23 protein-coding genes are annotated in these 17696 nt (G+C 56.9%); 12 read left to right on the top strand and 11 right to left on the bottom strand.

The annotated features are described in order from the left end of the window. The first annotated feature begins 30 nt into the window (after positions 1–30). From bufB to ACR0LY_RS00810, 3 genes are read left to right on the top strand one after another with little or no spacing between them, the layout of a single operon-like run. Complete coding sequence (bufB, locus tag ACR0LY_RS00820; protein WP_170349162.1) at positions 31–888, top strand: MNIO family bufferin maturase; 858 nt, start codon at positions 31–33, stop codon at positions 886–888. Continuing rightward, positions 885–1646, top strand: a complete 762-nt coding sequence (locus ACR0LY_RS00815; RefSeq protein ID WP_170349163.1) for an HvfC/BufC N-terminal domain-containing protein — start codon at positions 885–887, stop codon at positions 1644–1646. Before bufB ends, ACR0LY_RS00815 begins: the two co-directional genes overlap by 4 nt. Further along, complete coding sequence (locus ACR0LY_RS00810) at positions 1643–2170, top strand: DoxX family protein (RefSeq protein WP_170349164.1); 528 nt, start codon at positions 1643–1645, stop codon at positions 2168–2170. Before ACR0LY_RS00815 ends, ACR0LY_RS00810 begins: the two co-directional genes overlap by 4 nt. 1 nt (position 2171) lies before the next feature. Here ACR0LY_RS00810 and ACR0LY_RS00805 read toward each other — a convergent pair whose 3' ends face one another. From ACR0LY_RS00805 to ACR0LY_RS00795, 3 genes are read right to left on the bottom strand one after another with little or no spacing between them, the layout of a single operon-like run. Next, positions 2172–2540: a hypothetical protein gene (locus ACR0LY_RS00805; RefSeq protein WP_170349165.1), complete on the bottom strand. Its 369-nt coding sequence runs from the start codon at positions 2538–2540 to the stop codon at positions 2172–2174. A 41-nt stretch (positions 2541–2581) separates the two neighbouring features. Next, entirely contained in the window at positions 2582–2899 is a 318-nt protein-coding gene (locus tag ACR0LY_RS00800) for an ArsC/Spx/MgsR family protein (protein ID WP_170349166.1), read from the bottom strand. Between the two features lie 23 nt (positions 2900–2922). Further along, entirely contained in the window at positions 2923–3063 is a 141-nt protein-coding gene (locus tag ACR0LY_RS00795) for a hypothetical protein (RefSeq protein ID WP_170349167.1), read from the bottom strand. A gap of 51 nt (positions 3064–3114) precedes the next feature. On the opposite strand from ACR0LY_RS00795, the gene ACR0LY_RS00790 reads away from it, so the two are divergent. Then, positions 3115–3321 (top strand): cold-shock protein, encoded by a 207-nt coding sequence (locus tag ACR0LY_RS00790; RefSeq protein WP_010439113.1) that lies wholly within the window; start codon positions 3115–3117, stop codon positions 3319–3321. Between the two features lie 156 nt (positions 3322–3477). Here ACR0LY_RS00790 and thyX read toward each other — a convergent pair whose 3' ends face one another. Beyond that, positions 3478–4389, bottom strand: coding sequence for an FAD-dependent thymidylate synthase (gene thyX / locus ACR0LY_RS00785; protein ID WP_170349168.1), 912 nt, complete (start codon positions 4387–4389; stop codon positions 3478–3480). Between the two features lie 175 nt (positions 4390–4564). On the opposite strand from thyX, the gene ACR0LY_RS00780 reads away from it, so the two are divergent. The 3 genes from ACR0LY_RS00780 to ACR0LY_RS00770 are packed head-to-tail and all read left to right on the top strand — an operon-like array spanning position 4565 to position 6401. After that, complete coding sequence (locus ACR0LY_RS00780; protein ID WP_170349169.1) at positions 4565–4993, top strand: VOC family protein; 429 nt, start codon at positions 4565–4567, stop codon at positions 4991–4993. Next, complete coding sequence (locus tag ACR0LY_RS00775; RefSeq protein ID WP_170349170.1) at positions 4990–5694, top strand: DUF1194 domain-containing protein; 705 nt, start codon at positions 4990–4992, stop codon at positions 5692–5694. The genes ACR0LY_RS00780 and ACR0LY_RS00775 overlap by 4 nt, the downstream gene beginning before the upstream one ends. Then, positions 5691–6401, top strand: coding sequence for a DUF1194 domain-containing protein (locus ACR0LY_RS00770; protein WP_170349171.1), 711 nt, complete (start codon positions 5691–5693; stop codon positions 6399–6401). Before ACR0LY_RS00775 ends, ACR0LY_RS00770 begins: the two co-directional genes overlap by 4 nt. On the opposite strand, the gene ACR0LY_RS00765 is transcribed toward ACR0LY_RS00770, so the two are convergent. The 3 genes from ACR0LY_RS00765 to ACR0LY_RS00755 form a co-directional block, all read right to left on the bottom strand. After that, positions 6402–6899, bottom strand: a complete 498-nt coding sequence (locus tag ACR0LY_RS00765; protein WP_413247476.1) for a MarR family winged helix-turn-helix transcriptional regulator — start codon at positions 6897–6899, stop codon at positions 6402–6404. A 77-nt stretch (positions 6900–6976) separates the two neighbouring features. Then, positions 6977–7234: a succinate dehydrogenase assembly factor 2 gene (locus ACR0LY_RS00760; RefSeq protein ID WP_170349172.1), complete on the bottom strand. Its 258-nt coding sequence runs from the start codon at positions 7232–7234 to the stop codon at positions 6977–6979. Then, on the bottom strand, positions 7231–7623 hold the full coding sequence (locus ACR0LY_RS00755; protein WP_170349173.1) for a helix-turn-helix domain-containing protein: 393 nt from the start codon (positions 7621–7623) through the stop codon (positions 7231–7233). Before ACR0LY_RS00755 ends, ACR0LY_RS00760 begins: the two co-directional genes overlap by 4 nt. A gap of 90 nt (positions 7624–7713) precedes the next feature. Here ACR0LY_RS00755 and ACR0LY_RS00750 point away from each other — a divergent pair, with 90 nt between their 5' ends. Both ACR0LY_RS00750 and ACR0LY_RS00745 read left to right on the top strand, forming a co-directional pair. Then, positions 7714–8916, top strand: a complete 1203-nt coding sequence (locus ACR0LY_RS00750; RefSeq protein WP_170349174.1) for a pyridoxal phosphate-dependent aminotransferase — start codon at positions 7714–7716, stop codon at positions 8914–8916. A gap of 14 nt (positions 8917–8930) precedes the next feature. Continuing rightward, positions 8931–9332: a hypothetical protein gene (locus ACR0LY_RS00745; protein ID WP_170349175.1), complete on the top strand. Its 402-nt coding sequence runs from the start codon at positions 8931–8933 to the stop codon at positions 9330–9332. Positions 9333–9340: 8 nt separating this feature from the next. Here ACR0LY_RS00745 and ACR0LY_RS00740 read toward each other — a convergent pair whose 3' ends face one another. The 3 genes from ACR0LY_RS00740 to ACR0LY_RS00730 all read right to left on the bottom strand — a co-directional run bounded on the left by ACR0LY_RS00740 (position 9341) and on the right by ACR0LY_RS00730 (position 12467). After that, positions 9341–10693, bottom strand: coding sequence for an MATE family efflux transporter (locus ACR0LY_RS00740; protein ID WP_254440178.1), 1353 nt, complete (start codon positions 10691–10693; stop codon positions 9341–9343). Between the two features lie 106 nt (positions 10694–10799). Beyond that, on the bottom strand, positions 10800–11723 hold the full coding sequence (gene ppk2 / locus ACR0LY_RS00735) for a polyphosphate kinase 2 (protein ID WP_170349177.1): 924 nt from the start codon (positions 11721–11723) through the stop codon (positions 10800–10802). Positions 11724–11858: 135 nt separating this feature from the next. Next, positions 11859–12467, bottom strand: coding sequence for a peroxidase-related enzyme (locus tag ACR0LY_RS00730; protein WP_170349178.1), 609 nt, complete (start codon positions 12465–12467; stop codon positions 11859–11861). 134 nt (positions 12468–12601) lie between these two features. On the opposite strand from ACR0LY_RS00730, the gene ACR0LY_RS00725 reads away from it, so the two are divergent. The 3 genes from ACR0LY_RS00725 (at position 12602) to ACR0LY_RS00715 (ending at position 16620) form a co-directional block, all read left to right on the top strand. Further along, entirely contained in the window at positions 12602–13432 is an 831-nt protein-coding gene (locus ACR0LY_RS00725) for a class I SAM-dependent methyltransferase (RefSeq protein WP_170349179.1), read from the top strand. Positions 13433–13564: 132 nt separating this feature from the next. Then, on the top strand, positions 13565–15523 hold the full coding sequence (parE, locus tag ACR0LY_RS00720; RefSeq protein WP_170349180.1) for a DNA topoisomerase IV subunit B: 1959 nt from the start codon (positions 13565–13567) through the stop codon (positions 15521–15523). A gap of 41 nt (positions 15524–15564) precedes the next feature. Continuing rightward, complete coding sequence (locus ACR0LY_RS00715) at positions 15565–16620, top strand: serine hydrolase domain-containing protein (protein ID WP_170349181.1); 1056 nt, start codon at positions 15565–15567, stop codon at positions 16618–16620. A gap of 172 nt (positions 16621–16792) precedes the next feature. On the opposite strand, the gene ACR0LY_RS00710 is transcribed toward ACR0LY_RS00715, so the two are convergent. After that, the gene (locus ACR0LY_RS00710) at positions 16793–17443 is read right to left on the bottom strand and encodes a hypothetical protein (protein ID WP_170349182.1); all 651 of its coding nucleotides are present in this window, start codon (positions 17441–17443) and stop codon (positions 16793–16795) included. Positions 17444–17696 lie beyond the last annotated feature (253 nt).

The raw sequence follows: 17696 nt of genomic DNA, 5'->3' as shown, positions 1-17696 counted from the left end.
CCCCTTACTTCTAGAACAAGGAGCTGCCAAATGTTGGATGACACACTCCGTTCGAACCGCCTGCCTTTGGCACCCGGCGTCGGGTACAAGCCGCAGCATTTCGCACAGATCCTTGAACACGCACAGCCAGTTGCCTGGCTGGAAATTCACGCCGAGAACTACATGGGTGACGGTGGTCGTCCCCTGGCGCAATTGCGCCATCTCTCGGAAAAGTTTCCGATCTCGGTCCATGGGGTTGGCCTGTCCATCGGCAGCGAAGGCCCGCTGGATGCCGACCATCTGGCACGATTGAAACACCTGGTTGGCTGGCTGAAACCGGCCAGTTTCTCGGAACATCTGGCATGGTCGACCCATGACAGCCATTTTCTGAACGACCTACTACCCCTGCCCTATACTAATGCCTCGCTTGCACGCATTTGCGAGCATATCGATCAGGTACAGGAAACCGTCGGTCGCCAAATGTTGTTGGAGAATCCGTCCAGCTATCTGGCGTTCGAAGAAAGCACCTGGTCCGAGCCCGATTTTCTGCGCGAAGTTGCACGTCGCACTGGGTGCGGCCTGCTGCTGGATGTGAACAACGTCTTTGTCTCAGCCACCAATCTGGAATTCTCTCCGCAGGGCTATATCGATGCCTACCCTCTTGAGAAGGTGGGGGAAATCCATCTAGGCGGGCATGATGAGGATGAGGACGACCATGGTCGCCCCCTGCTGATTGACAGCCATGGGCGCGAAGTCGTTGATCCGGTTTGGGCGCTGCTGGACTACGTTCTAGAGCGATCTGGTCCCAAACCCGTGTTGGTCGAATGGGACACGGACGTTCCAGAATGGCCCGTGCTGCGGGCCGAAGCAGACCGTGCGCAGGCGGCCTTGGACCGCGTCCCGGCATGAGCGTTTCGCAAGAGAGTTTTCACGCCGCGCTGATGAACCCGTCAGCCGCCATCCCCAAAGGACTGCTGGACGCGGTCGCACAACCTGCCGGGCGGCGGTTCAGTGTGTATCGCAACAACGTGGCGGTGTCGCTGACCGAAGCGATGCATCAGGCATTTCCGGTCATCACCAAATTGCTGGGGGCTCAGAACATGGATGGGCTGTCGGGTATTTTCCTGCGCAAACATCCCCCCTCATCGCCGTTGATGATGTTTTACGGTGAAGAATTCCCCGAATTTCTTGCCGGAATGGAGCAGCTCTCGCATATTGGATACCTGCCTGACGTGGCGCAATTGGAGCTTGCCTTGCGCCGTTCCTACCACGCCGCTGACAGCGAACCAGCCCCGGCGGACGCACTGGCTGTTCCGCCCGAAGACATCATGCGGGCACAGCTGGGATTTGCCCCGTCGATGCGGGTTCTGCACTCGGACTGGCCGATTTATTCGATCTGGCGTTTCAACACCGAAGTCGACGCCCCCAAACCCGATCCCACCGCCCAAGACGTTCTGATCACCCGGGCCGAGTATGACCCGGTTCCACATCTGCTGCCCGAAGGCGGCGCGCACTGGATTGCGGGCCTTCAGGCCGGGCAAACCATTGGTGGCGCGTTTGAAGATACTGTAAACCATTTCCCCGAATTTGACCTTGGGGCCACTCTGGCGCTGCTTTTACAAGGCGGCGCAATAACCTCTGTGACTATCGAAAGGCTGGCAACATGACTGCCCTGATCTCATTGCACAACAACACCCTGGGACGGTTAGAGATGACCTCTGGCTGGTTGACACCGACCTTGGCCAGGCTGGTCTTTGCGGCAACATTGCTGGTGTATTATTGGAATTCGGCGACCACCAAACTGGGTAGCGGATTCTTTGGGTTCCTGTTCCCGTCCGACGGTGCCTATGTGCAGATTTTCCCCAAAGCCATGGAAGCCGTCAGCTATGACAGCTCGCAATTGGGGATCATGCATTGGGCCATTGCTGTTGCGGGGACCTGGGCTGAGTTTCTTCTACCTACGCTGATCGTGATCGGCCTTCTGTCGCGGTTCGCAGCATTGGGTATGCTGGCATTTGTCTGGGTTCAGACGATCGTAGATGTCACGGGCCACGGCACGGAATTGGGCAGCTACTTCACCAACGCCGTAAGCCTGCTGGATGATCGGACACTCTGGTCCTTCCTGCTGGCAGTGATCGTGATCAACGGCGCAGGGCCGCTGTCCGTTGATCGCATCCTGCACATCAAGTGATCTAGAAATGCGCCTTGGGCTCGTCCGGTTTACCCGCGGCCAGTCCAAGGAGGCCCGCAACACCCGCAAATGCCACCGGGAACATAGTGAACACGTTAAAACCAAAGGCGTAATACATCCCGGCCGCTGAGATCAGCAACAAGACCCCTCCGATCAGGGCCCGTGCATGGGCCATTGCACCGCCAGCAATCGCCAATAGCGGCGCAATGATCGACGCGAACTGTATGAGTTGCGCGTTGTCCACCTGCTCGGCCAGCCCGTCGATCTCACCAAACCGATCAATCAGTTCGACATAGCCATAGCCGAAAAAGCCCACGATCATCCCGATCAAACCGGCGATGACACCCAAAATCATAGCAGCGTTACGCATTCAAAATCCTCTAACTTGCGTCAATTCAGATAGTCATCAGGTCACGCAACGCCAAGCCCTGCCTTCGTTTCCGCCGTCCATCCCAGATACAGGGTTCCGTCTTGCTCGATCAGGGGGCGCTTCATCAGGGTCGGGTGATCTGCCAGCAGTTGCAGCGGAGGCCGCGCGCGTTGTGCATCGTCTAATCCACGCCAGGTTGTCGAACGGGTATTGAGCAAAGCCTCGCCGAAGCGATCCAGCGCCTGCGTCAGCATCGCTTTGGGTACGCCATCGGTCCGAACGTCGACAAACTCAGTATCTGGAAGTGATTTCAAAGCCTTGCGGCACGTGTCACAGTTTTTCAGACCATAAAGGCGCATTTCGGGTGTCTCCTGTATCTGGTTCAATTTTCAGCAAATTTGCCTGCACGTTTCAGAAATTCTTGATTTTTTACTTCACCATGCAATGTTGAAAAAGACGAAACTCGCAATTCGCGCTGTATCGTTACGGCGATACGGTGATCAATTGCGGCGACGTCAATCACTGCCCCCACCAATTATGTGGGACAACGCGTAAGTAGAAGGAGACACGGGAAATGCCAACTGGCACCGTGAAATGGTTTAATACCACGAAAGGCTACGGGTTTATTGCCCCTGATGAGGGCGGCAAGGACGTATTTGTTCATATCTCGGCCGTTGAACGGTCCGGTCTGACCGGGCTCGCTGACAATCAGAAAGTCTCGTATGAGTTGGAAGACGGACGCGACGGCCGACAAATGGCATCTGATTTAAAGCCACTGTAAAACAGTCCCGCATGCTGCGGGTGATCAAAACAGGCCAACGGCCAATTTCCGGCCGTTGACCAATATTCAAAGGTTAGAAACCTTACCCTCGCGCCGGGTCGGCTTAGGCGCGAGAGGATTAGCTTTTTCCATCACTATAATGCGCAATGCGCGAGATCAGCTTTTGCGAATGACCGCTTCGAACTCGCGCCATTCCCGAGCGGTCATGCCCGAGTTTTCCTGCGTGACATTTTCCCCGACCAGCATTCGGCGCAGGCTGTCGACCATCTGAGCCGAAAGGTTCACCGCACCCAGCCGATAATCCTCGAACGCTTTGTAGGCGAAGGGCACCCAGTCGGCGACGATCTTGCACATGGTATCCGCATAGACCCGGATCTCGTACTGCGCATGCGGGTCGGCACGCAGGCGCAAGAAGTGGAACAGGTTGTGCAGATCAACCTTCCAATACCACTGCGTATAGATATTCGCGGGCAGGTTCATCCGCGCCAGTTCACGCGCCAGACCCTGTTGGCCGTCTTGGTTGATCATCGATTCATAGTTGTCATAGCACCGGGCGCTATCGGCCTTGAGGATATCCAGAACTCGCGCGGCCTCTTCCCCTTGCAGCGCATCACCCCGGCCTTGGTTGTTTACCTCGGACTGCGCGGCAACGTGATCGGGTGCGGGGATATAGAACTCGCGGTCCAGAATCGAATAGCGCGCGGAATACTCGTTCACATTTGCCGTGCGGTGACGAATCCACTGCCGGGCGACAAAGACAGGTAGCTTGACGTGCAGCTTGATCTCGCACATCTCGAACGGGGTCGAGTGCCAGTGACGCATCAGATAGCGGATCAGACCCTCATCGTTCTGCACCGATTTTGTGCCTTTGCCATACGACACCCGCGCCGCCTGACAGATCGCCGCATCGTCACCCATATAGTCGATCACGCGCACAAAGCCGTGGTCCAGCACCTGATGAGCGGTATAAAGGTGATCTTCCATACCCGCAGCCACAACGCGGCGTGTTGGATGCGATTGCGCCCGTTGCGCTTCGATCTCGGCCAGTTGGTCAGAGGACAGCGGCATAAAAGTTCCTTTCCAGCAATGAGTCGCCCACCACTATATATCGGCAATTCCCCGACCGGAACCGCGACATGTACACCCAGCGGCGCATTTTCAAAATTGTGTCCGCCCTGCCCCTCGACACGCATTTTCCGCGCGCTAAGCTGCAGCCCATCACCTGAACGGAAAGGAAGCCACAATGGGGCTGAGATATCTTCACACCATGATCCGCGTGAAGGATCTGGAAAAGTCGATGGCGTTTTTTGAGTTGCTGGGCCTGAAGGAAACCCGCCGCTATGACAGCGAGGCGGGGCGGTTTTCGCTGATCTTCATGGCGCCCCCGGGGCAAGAGGATCGCCCAATTGAGCTGACCCACAATTGGGATGGTGACGATGCGCTGCCCAGCGACAGTCGGCATTTCGGGCATTTGGCCTATGGCGTCGACAATATTTACGAGGTCTGCCAGCACTTGCAGGACAATGGTGTGGTGATCAACCGCCCGCCCCGCGACGGCCGTATGGCGTTTGTAAGGTCGCCCGACAATATCTCGGTCGAGTTGCTACAGAACGGTGACGCGCTGGAAGCCGCCGAACCCTGGGTCAGCATGGAAAGCACCGGACACTGGTGATCCGCTGGCTGACAGCACTGGGACTGGCCGGACTGGCCAGCCCGCTTCGGGCCGAAACCTGTCGCCTGGCCCTGGCGTTGGCTATGGATATCTCAAGCTCGGTGGATGCAACCGAGGATACCCTGCAGCGGCAGGGCCTGGCCGCTGCCCTGATCGCCCCTGAGGTGACCGAGGCGTTCTTTTCCTCTCCTTTGCCCGTGGCATTGGCTGTGTATGAGTGGGGCAGCCGCTCGACCCAGCGCATGATCCTGAACTGGACGATGATCAACACGCAAGCTGATTTGCTTACAGCGGCAGAGACCATACAGCGTTCAGTCCGATCTGACGGTGACTCGGCCACTGCCATGGGGCAAGCTTTGGCTTTTGGTGCGACCCTGATGCAGCAAGCACCACCATGTTTGTTCCAGACCATCGACCTGTCTGGGGACGGCGCAAATAATGACGGTTTCCAACCTGCATCCGCTTATCGCCACTTTCCGTTCGAGGGCATTGTGGTCAACGGGCTGGTTATCAATGCTGCCGATTTCGAGGGCGAAGTTCATCTGATTCCCTACTTCGAAAACAATGTTCTGTACGGACCTGGCGCATTTCTAGAAGTCGCACAGGGGTTCGAGGATTTCGAACGCGCCATGCGGCGGAAGCTGGAACGTGAACTGACAAGCTTGCAAATCGGCGTGCTGCAGGACTTCGCGCCCAGATGACGCGGCTATTGGCATTTGTCATTAGTTTGATCGCTGGTTCGGCCACGGCAGAGTGTCGACAAGCTCTGGCGCTGGGGCTGGATGTTTCTGGTTCGGTGGACAGTCACGAATACCGGCTGCAACTTGACGGTGTGGCAGCTGCTTTGCAGCGTCCTGAAGTGGTGCAGCTATTGCTGTCAAACCCTGCTGCCCCTGTGCGGTTGGCGATTTTCGAGTGGAGCGAGCCGGGCCATCAGCGTCTGTTGCAAGACTGGATCGCCATACGTTCGGGCAACGATCTTGACCGGATCGCCTTATTACTGAACCGGACCAAGCGCAGTGCCGCCCCGCAAGGTACGGCTGTTGGCTCAGCGATGCTGTTTGGGGCTGACTTGCTGTCCGACCAAACGAGTTGCTGGAAACGAACACTCGATCTGTCCGGCGACGGCAAACACAATCTGGGCACTCACCCGCGCGAAGCCAAAAGCACGCTTGAAGCTTCGGGCATCACCATCAACGGCCTGGTCATCGGCGCGGATGATCCCAGCCACGGCGACAAACGCTATGTGCAGGTTGGAGAGCTGTCTGCCTATTACACCGCCTGGGTCATCCTGGGGCCAGATGCCTTTGTCGAGGTTGCCCTGGGGTTTGACGCTTATGAGGACGCCATGACCCGAAAGCTGATCCGAGAGCTTGAAGGGCTGATCCTGTCCGATGCGCGCCCCTGATCAGTAGATATACCGGATCTGGTCCGTCCAATACCGTTCCACCCGGCGTAGAGAGGTTGTGATGTCGTCTATCCCCTCCAGTCCAAGCACACCACGGGTTTGCAGCCCCTCGGCATGGCGCGAGAACAGCTCGGTCACGATATCCCGAATCTCGCGTCCTCGTGGCGTTAACCGAACCCGGACCGAGCGTCTGTCGATCTCACACCTTTGGTGGTGCATATAGCCCATTTCGACCAACTTCTTGAGGTTGTAACTGACGTTGCTGCCCTGATAATAGCCACGGCTTTTCAACTCACCCGCCGTCACCTCATGATCGCCGATATTGAACAGAAGCAGGGCCTGAACGGCGTTGATTTCCAACACGCCCACGCGCTCGAACTCATCCTTGATAACGTCCAGTAGTAGACGGTGCAGCCGCTCGACCAAAGCGAGCGCTTCAAGATAGCTGGTCATGAAACCCTTGGTTTCCGGCGCGGAGACCTGCATTTCCATACTCATCCGATCCTCCGATTCAGTCGCGCTGTTTCAGGCAGCATGAATCGAAATCCCCAAGAATCGGTTAAGCTGGATTGTCTTTATTTTTGAAAGGTCTGCGCGATATGCGAAACCAGATGGACAAACCCCTCGGGCGGCTGGGCCTGCCCAGTGACCCACTGATACAGATCCTGATCATTTTCGTGTAGCAGCGCGTCGAACTGATCCAGACCCGCTGTATCCATCGCGTCGAGATTACGTTCGGCATAGGCCGAAAGGATCAAATCCATCTCTTTGATCCCGCGTCGCATGGACCGCATTTTCATGCGTTTGATCCTGACTTCCCGTGTTTCGGTCACTTTCCCTGCTCCGACATTAAGCGCAGCTTCTTCTCAAGCCGCGCGGCCCGTTCGGCACTGGCGCGCATCTCGCCCCGGATTGCGCGTAGCTCGGCCACCGCATCCGCCAGCTCGATATTGACCTCGCCGTCTTCGACGGGGGCGTCCATACCTTCGCCTTCGCCGGTCAGCAACCACATGATCGAAACGTTGATCATACCCGCCATCATCGACAAACGGTTGGCACGCGGTTCGGACAGATCGTTTTCCCAGGCCACAATAGTCGCTTTTTTGACACCCAGCCGACGCGCCAGTTGGGTCTGGGTCATACCAGCGGCCTCGCGCGCGCCTGCCAGCCGGTCCCCGAATGTCGCTGCCTCTGGGCTATACCAGTCATTTTCGTCGGTCATCAGGGTCTCCATGTCTCGGCCTCATATCGCTTGATCGTCATTCGGGCGCACCCTATGACAGACAGGTTGAACATACAAACTGAGGCCATCATGACTTTCCTGTCTGCGACACTGTCACGCGTAAAACCATCACCAACCATCGCGATGACCGCCAAAGCAGCCGAGTTGAAGGCGGCGGGGCGTGATGTGATTGGCCTGAGCGCGGGTGAACCTGACTTCGACACCCCCCAGAACATCAAGGACGCGGCTGTTGCAGCCATTGCCGCGGGCAAGACAAAGTATACCGCCCCTGACGGAATTCCCGAATTGAAACAAGCCGCCTGCGCCAAGATGAAGCGTGATCATGGGCTGGATTACACGCCCGCACAGATCTCGGTCGGGACTGGCGGCAAGCAGACGTTGTATAACGCGTTGATGGCGACAATGAACGACGGAGACGAGGTTGTTATCCCCGCGCCATACTGGGTCAGCTACCCGGACATGGTTCTGCTGGCCGGAGGTACGCCAGTCGTGGTCGAGACGACGCTGGAAAACAGCTTCAAACTGACCGCCGAACAGCTTGAGGCGGCGATCACGCCCAAGACCAAGTGGTTCATCTTCAACTCTCCGTCGAACCCTACGGGAGCGGGCTATAGCCGTTCGGAATTAAAAGCCCTGACAGATGTACTGATGCGCCACCCGCATGTGTGGATCATGTCCGACGACATGTACGAGCATCTGGCCTATGACGGGTTCGAATTCTGCACTCCGGCCGAGATCGAACCGGGCCTCTATGACCGTACCTTGACCTGCAACGGCGTATCGAAAGCCTATGCCATGACGGGCTGGCGCATTGGCTATGCGGCGGGTCCGGTCGAAATCATCGCGGCCATGCGCAAGATTCAATCACAGTCGACCTCGAACCCCTGCTCGGTCAGCCAATGGGCGGCGGTCGAGGCGCTGAATGGAACGCAAGCGTTTTTGGCCCCGAACAACGAGACGTTCAAACGCCGCCGAAACTTGGTGGTCGAAATGCTGAACCAGATCGACGGTATCACCTGCCCCACGCCCGAAGGCGCGTTCTATGTCTACCCGTCGATCGCGGGCCTGATCGGCAAGTCCACTCCGGCCGGCACCAGAATTGACTCGGATGAGGCCTTCGCCACCGCCCTGCTGGAAGAGGCCGACGTGGCCGTTGTATTTGGCGCGGCCTTTGGCCTGTCACCGAATTTCCGGGTCAGCTATGCGACCTCGGACGAAGCCCTGACCGAGGCCTGCACCCGTATCCAGCGCTTTTGCGCGTCCCTGACCTGATCCGGAGGCCCCTGATGACCGCAGAACTGCCTGAATACTACTTTCGTGTCCGCGAGAATGGCGCGGCGGTTTTTCGGATCGATACCGAAAACCGTCAACGGCGGATCGAGATGGATCAGATCGCGGTCATCAACATCCGCAATGGCGAGGTCAAGCCACAGGGCCAGCGCACCCTGACAGCGGCGGATCAGGCGGAAATCGCACGATGGATGGACGCGCGCAAAGCCCTGCTGGCGCAACGGGATATCGACGACATACACCGCGCGGTCGACTATCTGAATCTGACCACGCAATGGGCACAATCCAAGGCGTCGGACGAACAGCTTGAGGATGTCACCGACCGGTTGTTGCTGGCGATGCACGACCTGCGTAGCGTTCTGGTGCGCAAAAAGGCAGATCGCCTAAGCAAAGGCTGAAGCCGCGGCTATTCCGCAGGCACCCCTACGGTCTGAACCGAGCGCATCCAGAAACGGGCCATCAGCAAGACGGCCGCGCAGGCAAGCCCAAGTACAAGACCCATCCAGATGCCGATCCCGTCCATCCCCTGCACAAAGCCAAAGTAATAGGACGCCGGTATCCCAACCACCCAATAGCTGAGCCCGGCCATAACCATCGGCACCTTGGCATCTTGCAATCCGCGCAACAGGCCCAGTGCAATCACCTGTGCCCCGTCGACCAACTGGAACAAAGCGGCCATGGCCAGCAGGCCCGTTCCGATGGCCAGGATTTGCGGGCGCTGCGGATCGTCGGGTTCGACAAATACAGAAATCAGCGGCTCGGCGCAGGTCACAAACAAGATAATCGTCAGAACAGACACCAGCAGAGACATCACGGTCACCGCCTTCGCACCTTTTTCCAGATGTGGTCGATCCTTGCGCCCAAGGGCGTTCCCCGCACGGATCGTGGCCGCGTTAGACAGCCCCAGATGCACCATGAACGTGGCCGAGGCCAGATTCAGCGCAATCCCATGCGCCGCCAGCGGCACCGGCCCGATCCAACCCATCATGAAGGCGGACATGGCGAACAGCGACACCTCGGCAAGCAATGTAAATCCAATGGGAATGCCAAGACGCAGCACGCTGTACAGCATCTCCCAATCCGGGCGCCAGAACCGTTGGAACAGGTTATGTTCGGGCAATACGCGCACGGCGTAGACCACGACCGCAACCAGCGACACCATCTGCGTCACCACCGAGGCAATTGCCGCCCCCATCACGCCCAGTTCAGGCGCACCCCAATTGCCGAAGATCAGCGCATAGTTGGTCAGTGCGTTGACGACAGCGGCCGTCACAGTGATCCACAAAACGATCTGAGTGCGCTCCAAAGCGGCCAGATAAGATTTCAGCACCATAACCACCAGCGCCGGGAACAGGCCCCATCCTGCGACACGTAGATATTGCGACGCGGTCTCGGCCACTTGCGGGTCCTGCCCTGCAGCAATCAAAATCGGGTGGGACCACCACAGCAAAGGCATAACCAGCACCGCGTATAACAAGGACAGCCACACCCCCATGCGGGTCGAGCGGCGAATGCTGGTCTCATCCTCTTCGGCGACCGCAGTCGCCACCATGGGCATCACCGCCAGTCCGAAACCGCCGCCAAACAGGAACAGCACAAAATAAAAGCTACTGGCCAGCGTCACTGCGGCCAATGCCTCGACCCCGTACCAGCCCAGCATGATCGTGTCGGTCAAACCAATGGCAAACTGCGCCAGATGCCCGCCGACCAGCGGCAGGCCCAGAACTGCAATGGCCCGGAAGTGGGCGCGATATGTCATTACCTTATTCATTTCACCAGCCTTATGCCCGGCCAGAGGCCGGGACAAGAGGTGATCAGTGAAATTTCAAGGTGAGACTAGTTCTGCCGGCAATTGGCCGCTTGGTTCATCGCGCGTCAGGATGCAGGGAAGTGCCCAGAATATGCTCGGACTGATGAATGACGTGATGCGCCTGCCCTACGATCATGGGATCGGGCTGCCCCACGATATTGTGGTCCTTGTCCGGGTAATCCAGCGTCGACAAAAAGTGGCGCATACAGTTCAGACGCGCACGTTTCTTGTCGTTCGACTTGACGATGGTCCAAGGCGCGTCGGCGGTGTCAGTATAGAAAAACATCGCCTCTTTCGCTTCGGTATAGTCGTCCCATTTATCCAGGCTCGCCTTGTCGATGGGCGACAGCTTCCATTGCTTCAACGGGTCGGTTTCCCGGCTTTTGAAGCGGCGCTGTTGTTCCGGCTGCGTGACCGAGAACCAATATTTATAGAGCTGAATACCCGAGCGGACCAACATCCGCTCCAACTCGGGCGTCTGTCGCATGAACTCAAGGTACTCGTTGGGAGAACAAAAGCCCATGACCCTCTCAACGCCCGCACGGTTGTACCAAGAGCGGTCGTAGAACACCATTTCACCGACCGTAGGTAGTTTCTGAACATAGCGCTGATAATACCACTGGCCTTTCTCTTCCCAGGTCGGCTTGTTCAAGGCCACGACGCGGGCTTGCCTTGGGTTCAGGTGTTCCATAAACCGCTTGATCGTACCGCCTTTGCCTGCTGCATCACGCCCTTCGAACAGCAGAACAAAGCGTTGCCCCGTCTCTTGCGCCCAAAGCTGCACCTTAAGCAATTCGGCCTGCAATTGCGCCTTTTGCGCCTCGTACTTGCCCCGCGCCATCTTGCGATCGTAGGGATACTTGCCGCTTTCGAACGCCTGCCGAATTCGCTCGGGGCTGGGTTGCGATGGCTCAGGATTGGGTGTTGGGACAATTTTGACAGAGGATTGTTTTTGTTCAATTTGTGCCGCTGCTTCCATTCAATTTTTCCTTTTTCACTATCCGCAGGAACGTCTAGCAAAAGGCGCAGATTTTCGCTTTGACACGGGTCAAATTTTTGAGCCGTAGCGTAGGAAATTTTCCACTAATGAAGTTCAACACGCTGCGGCAGATTTCTAGCTATGCCCCCAATCCGCCGGATCATCCGAGTTGTTGGGTGAAAGACCCAGAACGTCGCCTGTGGTAGAACATCCAAGCCCAAGAACCGTTCTGTTCGCGTATGAGAAATACGCGCAGACCTGATTGATCTCGAGGATCTCGCCATCGTCCCACCCGGCGTCCCGCAGGGCGCGAACATCAGCCTGAACCATCTGCGCAGGTGCTTCGGTTAGCTTGCGCGCATAGCACATAGCAGCGATCTGGGCGTTGTCCAGCGGTGCGGAATCCGGCGTTCCGGCCTCAATCGCGGAGCGGATGGCATCGCCCCGTTCCGCGTCTGCCAACAACCGCTGCAACCCGCTAAAGTGATGCTCGATGCAATAGCTGCACTGGTTCAGGGAACTGACCCAAACCCCCAGCACCTCAAGAAACCACTTCGGGACTTTATTGGCCGAGTGATGCAGGACGTTCTTGTACAGCGCCATGTGACCTTCCATCGAATGCGGCCGTAAAGAATGCACCATCATTATGTTGTCCACGTTTTTGTCAGGCCCGGTGACCCGCTCGTAAAGCTTTCTCAGCTTGCCGGTGGCTTCGTCAAATGGAACAGTCTTAATCCAGCTCATATGGTCCTCGCCCTGTTGTCGTGCCGCGTCTTCGCCTCCCAGTTTCGCACTCGTATCCTTCTGAGACAAAACTGGATCGCCCCACCATGTCAGGCTAAGCTGACGAAACGCAAGTAAGGGAGTATCTCATGGAAATGGCGGAGAAAACTGTCACTGAGTTCTATGCCAACCACCCAATTTCCGCGCCGCATATCCTGACCAAGCTGACAAGCCTTCGCGGATCGCTTGAGGATGTGACCCCGCAAGAGCTCTACCCTTATGATCAGGATCACTATGACGGCCTGAATGCCAACGCCCGACTGGCCGACAAGGTCCGGATGAAATCTGGTGATCGCGTTCTGGACGTTTGTGCCGGGCTTTGTGGACCTGCGCGATGGTACGCCTCTGAGCATGACGTTGACGTCACTGGCCTCGATATCAGCCCCAACCGCGTCGACGGTGCCAAGGAACTGAACGCGCTTGTCGGACTACAGGATCAGGTGCATCCAATTCTGGGCAGTGCGATGGATATACCCTTTGACGATGCGCATTTCGATGCGGCGGTCAGTCAGGAATCCTTCTTGCATATCCCCGACAAGCTCAAAGCCCTATCCGAAGTGTTCCGCGTTCTGCGCACTGGCGGACGGTTCGCCTTTACCGATTGGGTGATGCATGAGCCCCTGCCCGATGATGAGATGGAATTGTACCACCAACGTTTTGCCTGCCAGTCCCTGCTGAGCATTCCCGAGTACGAAACTGTGTTGAAAAAAACTGGATTTTCGGTTGCCTCAGCCAACGATGTAACGGCGTCCTGGGGCGAAATTCTGGCGCGTCGGCTTAGCATGTATCAAACCTTGGATGCCGAGGCCGAACGCGCTGGCAACCCGTCCAAGGGGGATACTTTCCTAAAAATGTACGCGCAATTTGTCAGCGACGTGAAACAAAGAAGGATCGGCGGGGTACGATTGACAGCGGAAAAACCTTAATAACTTCGGCTTCGTGCAGGGGTGTCACTCATCAAGATCACAGCCAATCGCCCACAACACCTCGCGCCCCTCTTCCCCCGGACCACATCACCTGCCATAATGGGTCTCAACCTAAAAACAAGAGCAGCCCCGATGCCCGACGATCTGTTGACGCCAAGCGCAACCACCACTTACGACGCCTCTTCGATTGAGGTACTGGAAGGTCTTGAGCCGGTCCGAAAACGCCCCGGTATGTATATCGGCGGCACTGATGAGCGCGCTTTGCACCATATGGTGGCCGAAATCCTCGACAACTCGATGGACGAAGCCGTCGCGGGCCATGCCAACCGGATCGAAGTTGAACTGCACGCCGACTACGCCCTGACCGTACGCGACAACGGGCGTGGCATTCCGATCGACCCGCATCCGAAATTTCCCGACAAATCAGCGTTGGAGGTGATCCTCTGCACCCTGCACGCGGGCGGCAAATTCTCGGGCAAGGCGTACCAGACCTCGGGCGGTCTGCATGGCGTGGGCGCATCTGTGGTAAACGCATTGTCGGATTCGATGGTCGTGCAGGTGGCGCGAGATAAAACGCTGTTCGAACAACGGTTCTCACGCGGCATTCCTTTAGGCCCGGTGGAAAGGGTCGGCGCGGCCCCGAACCGACGCGGCACCACAGTCACTTTCCACGCCGATGCCGAGATCTTTGGCCATCACAAATTCAAACCGGCGCGGCTGTTCAAATCCATCCGCTCCAAGGCCTATCTGTTCTCGGGCGTCGAAATCCGTTGGAAGTCCGCCATCGACGATGGCGAGACCCCGACCGAAGCGACCTTCCACTTCCCCGGTGGCCTGTCCGATTACCTGAAAGAGACGATGAATGGCTCGTCCACCTATGCTGAGCAACCCTTTGCCGGTACCGTGGACTTTAACGAGAAATTCGGCACTCCCGGCAAGGTCGAATGGGCGATCAACTGGACGCCTTCACGCGACGGGTTCATCCAGTCCTACTGTAACACCGTCCCTACGCCCGAAGGCGGCACCCATGTGGCGGGGTTCTGGGCCGCGGTCCTCAAGGGGATCAAAGCCTATGGCGAGTTGATCAACAACAAGAAAGCCGGTCAGATCACCCGCGACGACCTGATTACCGGCGGCTGTGCGCTGGTGTCGTGTTTCATCAGTGAACCGGAATTCGTCGGCCAGACCAAGGACCGTCTGGCTACGGTCGAGGCGCAGCGGCTGGTCGAGAATTCGGTCCGCGACCATTTCGATAACTGGCTGGCCGCGGACACGAAATCCGCCGGCGCTATCTTGGACTTCCTCATCCTGCGGGCTGAGGAACGCCTGCGCCGACGGGCCGAGAAGGAAACACAACGCAAATCCGCCACTAAGAAACTTCGTCTTCCCGGCAAGCTGGTGGACTGCTCTAGTTCAACACGTGACGGCACGGAATTATTCATCGTCGAGGGGGACTCGGCGGGCGGGTCCGCCAAAATGGGCCGGGACCGCAAAACACAGGCCCTGCTGCCCCTGCGCGGCAAAATCCTGAACGTGTTGGGCGCGGCCAGTTCGAAACTGGGCACCAATGCCGAGATCAACGATTTGACGCAGGCTTTGGGAGTGGGGCTTGGCACCAAATTCAACGTCGACGACCTGCGCTATGACAAGGTCATCATAATGACCGACGCAGATGTGGACGGGGCGCATATCGCCTCGCTGCTGATGACGTTCTTCTTCACCCAGATGCGTCCGATGATCGACGCGGGACACCTGTATCTGGCCTGCCCGCCCCTCTACCGCCTGACCCAAGGCGCAAAACGCGTCTATTGTCTGGACGAGGCCGAGCGCGACGAATGGCTTGAGAAAGGTCTGGGCGGCAAGGGCAAGATCGACGTGTCACGCTTCAAGGGTCTGGGCGAAATGGACGCCAAGGACCTGAAAGAAACTACGATGGACCCGGCCTCGCGCAAGCTAATCCGCGTCACCATCGACGAGGACGAACCCGGCGAGACCGGCGATCTGGTCGAGCGCCTGATGGGCAAAAAACCCGAACTGCGGTTCCAGTACATTCAGGAAAACGCGCGGTTTGTGGAGGAGTTGGACGTCTAAGACGATCGAACGCGAAAGACATCAATCAGTGCAGAGGCCAAATGTTCAAATCACGTAAGGCAAGACTGTGCTGGTCAACTGGTATTCTTGTTCTCGCTGGTGTGATTGTGATGTTCGCGGGTCGCTACCGCGAACCGGCCACTGTTGAAGACATCGTCGAGTCCTTTCTTCAGACACATAATATTCCGGGGGCTGTGCTGGCCTACGGCCCCTCGGATGCAGAGCCCAAAGTCGTGGCGTTTGGCGTGTCAGACCCGATTGAGAACACGCCCATGTCGACCGACCAGCCATTTCGCCTGGCCTCGGTCACAAAACCCATCGCAGCCAGAGCACTGATCAAAGCCGAGGAACGTGACCAAATCGACCTGGATCGTCCCATAGCCGAGCTTGCCGACCTGCCCCCGCCGCATGACCCGCGGGCCGCACAAGTATCGGCGCGGCAGCTTTTGGCGCATACGGGTGGGTTCGATAGAACTATCAGTTTTGATCCGATCTTCGCGCCCGATCGGCTTGGCCTTGACTGGTCGGCCAGTTGCGCCAAAGTGGCCCGGACCGTGTGGCAAACCATGCCGTTGGATCACACGCCGGGCAGCAAGACGGCGTACTCGAATGTTGGCTTCTGCCTTCTGACCGATCTGCTGGGGGCGGAAGCTGAAGACGCCCTGCAGCAGGTTGCCGATATCCATCTGGAGGGGCCCGCCGGGGCCAATTGGGAACTTCGCAGCGACGGTTGGACCCGTGTGCTGAGTTCTAAGGACGATCAAGGCTGGCTTTCAGGCTTGGGTATCGCTGGTGGGGCAATCGGCACGGCCGAGGCGGTCTGGACCATGGCCTCAGCGCCCCAACCGTTTTTCGAGGCGACGGCATCACAGGACGACAAAAGTGATTTCTACGCGTCGGGCTGGCATGTCTGGCCGGAAGAGAACGGCCAGCACCTGACCCATTGGGGCGGGGTCCGAGGCATCTTCACAACCGTCTTTCGATTTTCGGACGGAGAGACTGTTGTCGTGTTGTTCAACGCCTCACCTGTTGAGCCCAATAGTGCATTTGCGTCGCTGCATAACGCGTTGTATGAGTTCAATAAATCGAATAGGTGAGATCAAAATTGACCACACTGAAGAGCAAGCGCCTGATGAGCGAAAAGCCCGAAATGCGGTCCAGTACATTCAGGAGAACGCGCGGTTTGTGGAGGAGCTGGATGTTTGACCTAAAGAGCCTCCAACACTCCACGTTTTGGACGACAATTTGGCTTAGGCCTATTGCGTGAGTCTATTTTGTTGGCGTGATGACATGAGTTCCCACTACTTTGAACTCATCTGATATGCCCAAAACAATTTCGTAGCTATATATCAGGTCAAACTCAAATAAACGCCAAAATAGCGTAGGATTTCTTTCCCTATACTGTTCTACGGTCCAATAGCCTGCGACATTCCCGACAGGTTGGTTTATTCTAGTAGGAACAAAGTTCTCACTTCTGTATCTGCTGTATCCCACCACTCGGAAGTCGTGATAACTCATCCAGCTTTGAATTCTATCTAGAGTACCCAGACTTCGCGAAATACGGAAAATGCAAACCTCTACGCCACTCCCGTAACCTACTCTTTTCCAATCCAGCTTCAGCAAGTTTGGGCTTTCTTTCTTCTGTTCCTCTTTGATCAAACAGCTTTGTACATCTGGATAGTTACGAATAGCTTTTCGGAACTGTTTCCATCGCGCCTGTTCACTATCCATAACGTAACCCAAAAATAAAAATGGCTCGGCGGATTGGTTGGAAAGATGATCATATTCGATCTCACACGTATCCGTAGGTCTGCAGTCCGTCCATACATCAGCCTCAGGCCCTTCCGCCGCCAAAGGCATAGAAGCGGCAAAAATTGCAACTGCAAGAATCAAAAATTTGGTAATTGAACTATCTTTCATTTCACGCAAAAACTTTGGGTGCGCATTTGTTCTCTAAGAAGTTGAGCTTAGCTAACAGGCTTCGCCAAGTAGGGTTTCCCTGACCTCCAGCGGGCCTGTTTAAGAGAAATCAAAAAAAAACCGGACGGTCGTAAATCTGATAGTAACCTGACGAGCCTCGTGCCCCGCCTATGGGGGCGAGTCGGGCGCGTGCTTGATGCGTCGCATCAAGCATTGGGTGGATGGCGTGAGATCCTCCTCAAACAGCTCCCAA

The organism is Ruegeria sp. BC5 (assembly GCF_056539205.1).
Note: the sequence above shows the minus strand (reverse complement) of the source record. Positions and strands in the feature narration are given on the sequence as shown.

Coding starts and splice junctions, on each gene's coding strand:
- bufB (WP_170349162.1), top strand. CDS start 31: ATGTTGGATGACACACTCCGTTCGAACCGCCTGCCTTTGGCACCCGGC.
- ACR0LY_RS00815 (WP_170349163.1), top strand. CDS start 885: ATGAGCGTTTCGCAAGAGAGTTTTCACGCCGCGCTGATGAACCCGTCA.
- ACR0LY_RS00810 (WP_170349164.1), top strand. CDS start 1,643: ATGACTGCCCTGATCTCATTGCACAACAACACCCTGGGACGGTTAGAG.
- ACR0LY_RS00805 (WP_170349165.1), bottom strand. CDS start 2,540: ATGCGTAACGCTGCTATGATTTTGGGTGTCATCGCCGGTTTGATCGGG.
- ACR0LY_RS00800 (WP_170349166.1), bottom strand. CDS start 2,899: ATGCGCCTTTATGGTCTGAAAAACTGTGACACGTGCCGCAAGGCTTTG.
- ACR0LY_RS00790 (WP_010439113.1), top strand. CDS start 3,115: ATGCCAACTGGCACCGTGAAATGGTTTAATACCACGAAAGGCTACGGG.
- thyX (WP_170349168.1), bottom strand. CDS start 4,389: ATGCCGCTGTCCTCTGACCAACTGGCCGAGATCGAAGCGCAACGGGCG.
- ACR0LY_RS00780 (WP_170349169.1), top strand. CDS start 4,565: ATGGGGCTGAGATATCTTCACACCATGATCCGCGTGAAGGATCTGGAA.
- ACR0LY_RS00770 (WP_170349171.1), top strand. CDS start 5,691: ATGACGCGGCTATTGGCATTTGTCATTAGTTTGATCGCTGGTTCGGCC.
- ACR0LY_RS00765 (WP_413247476.1), bottom strand. CDS start 6,899: ATGAGTATGGAAATGCAGGTCTCCGCGCCGGAAACCAAGGGTTTCATG.
- ACR0LY_RS00755 (WP_170349173.1), bottom strand. CDS start 7,623: ATGACCGACGAAAATGACTGGTATAGCCCAGAGGCAGCGACATTCGGG.
- ACR0LY_RS00750 (WP_170349174.1), top strand. CDS start 7,714: ATGACTTTCCTGTCTGCGACACTGTCACGCGTAAAACCATCACCAACC.
- ACR0LY_RS00745 (WP_170349175.1), top strand. CDS start 8,931: ATGACCGCAGAACTGCCTGAATACTACTTTCGTGTCCGCGAGAATGGC.
- ACR0LY_RS00740 (WP_254440178.1), bottom strand. CDS start 10,693: ATGACATATCGCGCCCACTTCCGGGCCATTGCAGTTCTGGGCCTGCCG.
- ppk2 (WP_170349177.1), bottom strand. CDS start 11,723: ATGGAAGCAGCGGCACAAATTGAACAAAAACAATCCTCTGTCAAAATT.
- ACR0LY_RS00730 (WP_170349178.1), bottom strand. CDS start 12,467: ATGAGCTGGATTAAGACTGTTCCATTTGACGAAGCCACCGGCAAGCTG.
- ACR0LY_RS00725 (WP_170349179.1), top strand. CDS start 12,602: ATGGCGGAGAAAACTGTCACTGAGTTCTATGCCAACCACCCAATTTCC.
- parE (WP_170349180.1), top strand. CDS start 13,565: ATGCCCGACGATCTGTTGACGCCAAGCGCAACCACCACTTACGACGCC.
- ACR0LY_RS00715 (WP_170349181.1), top strand. CDS start 15,565: ATGTTCAAATCACGTAAGGCAAGACTGTGCTGGTCAACTGGTATTCTT.
- ACR0LY_RS00710 (WP_170349182.1), bottom strand. CDS start 17,443: ATGAAAGATAGTTCAATTACCAAATTTTTGATTCTTGCAGTTGCAATT.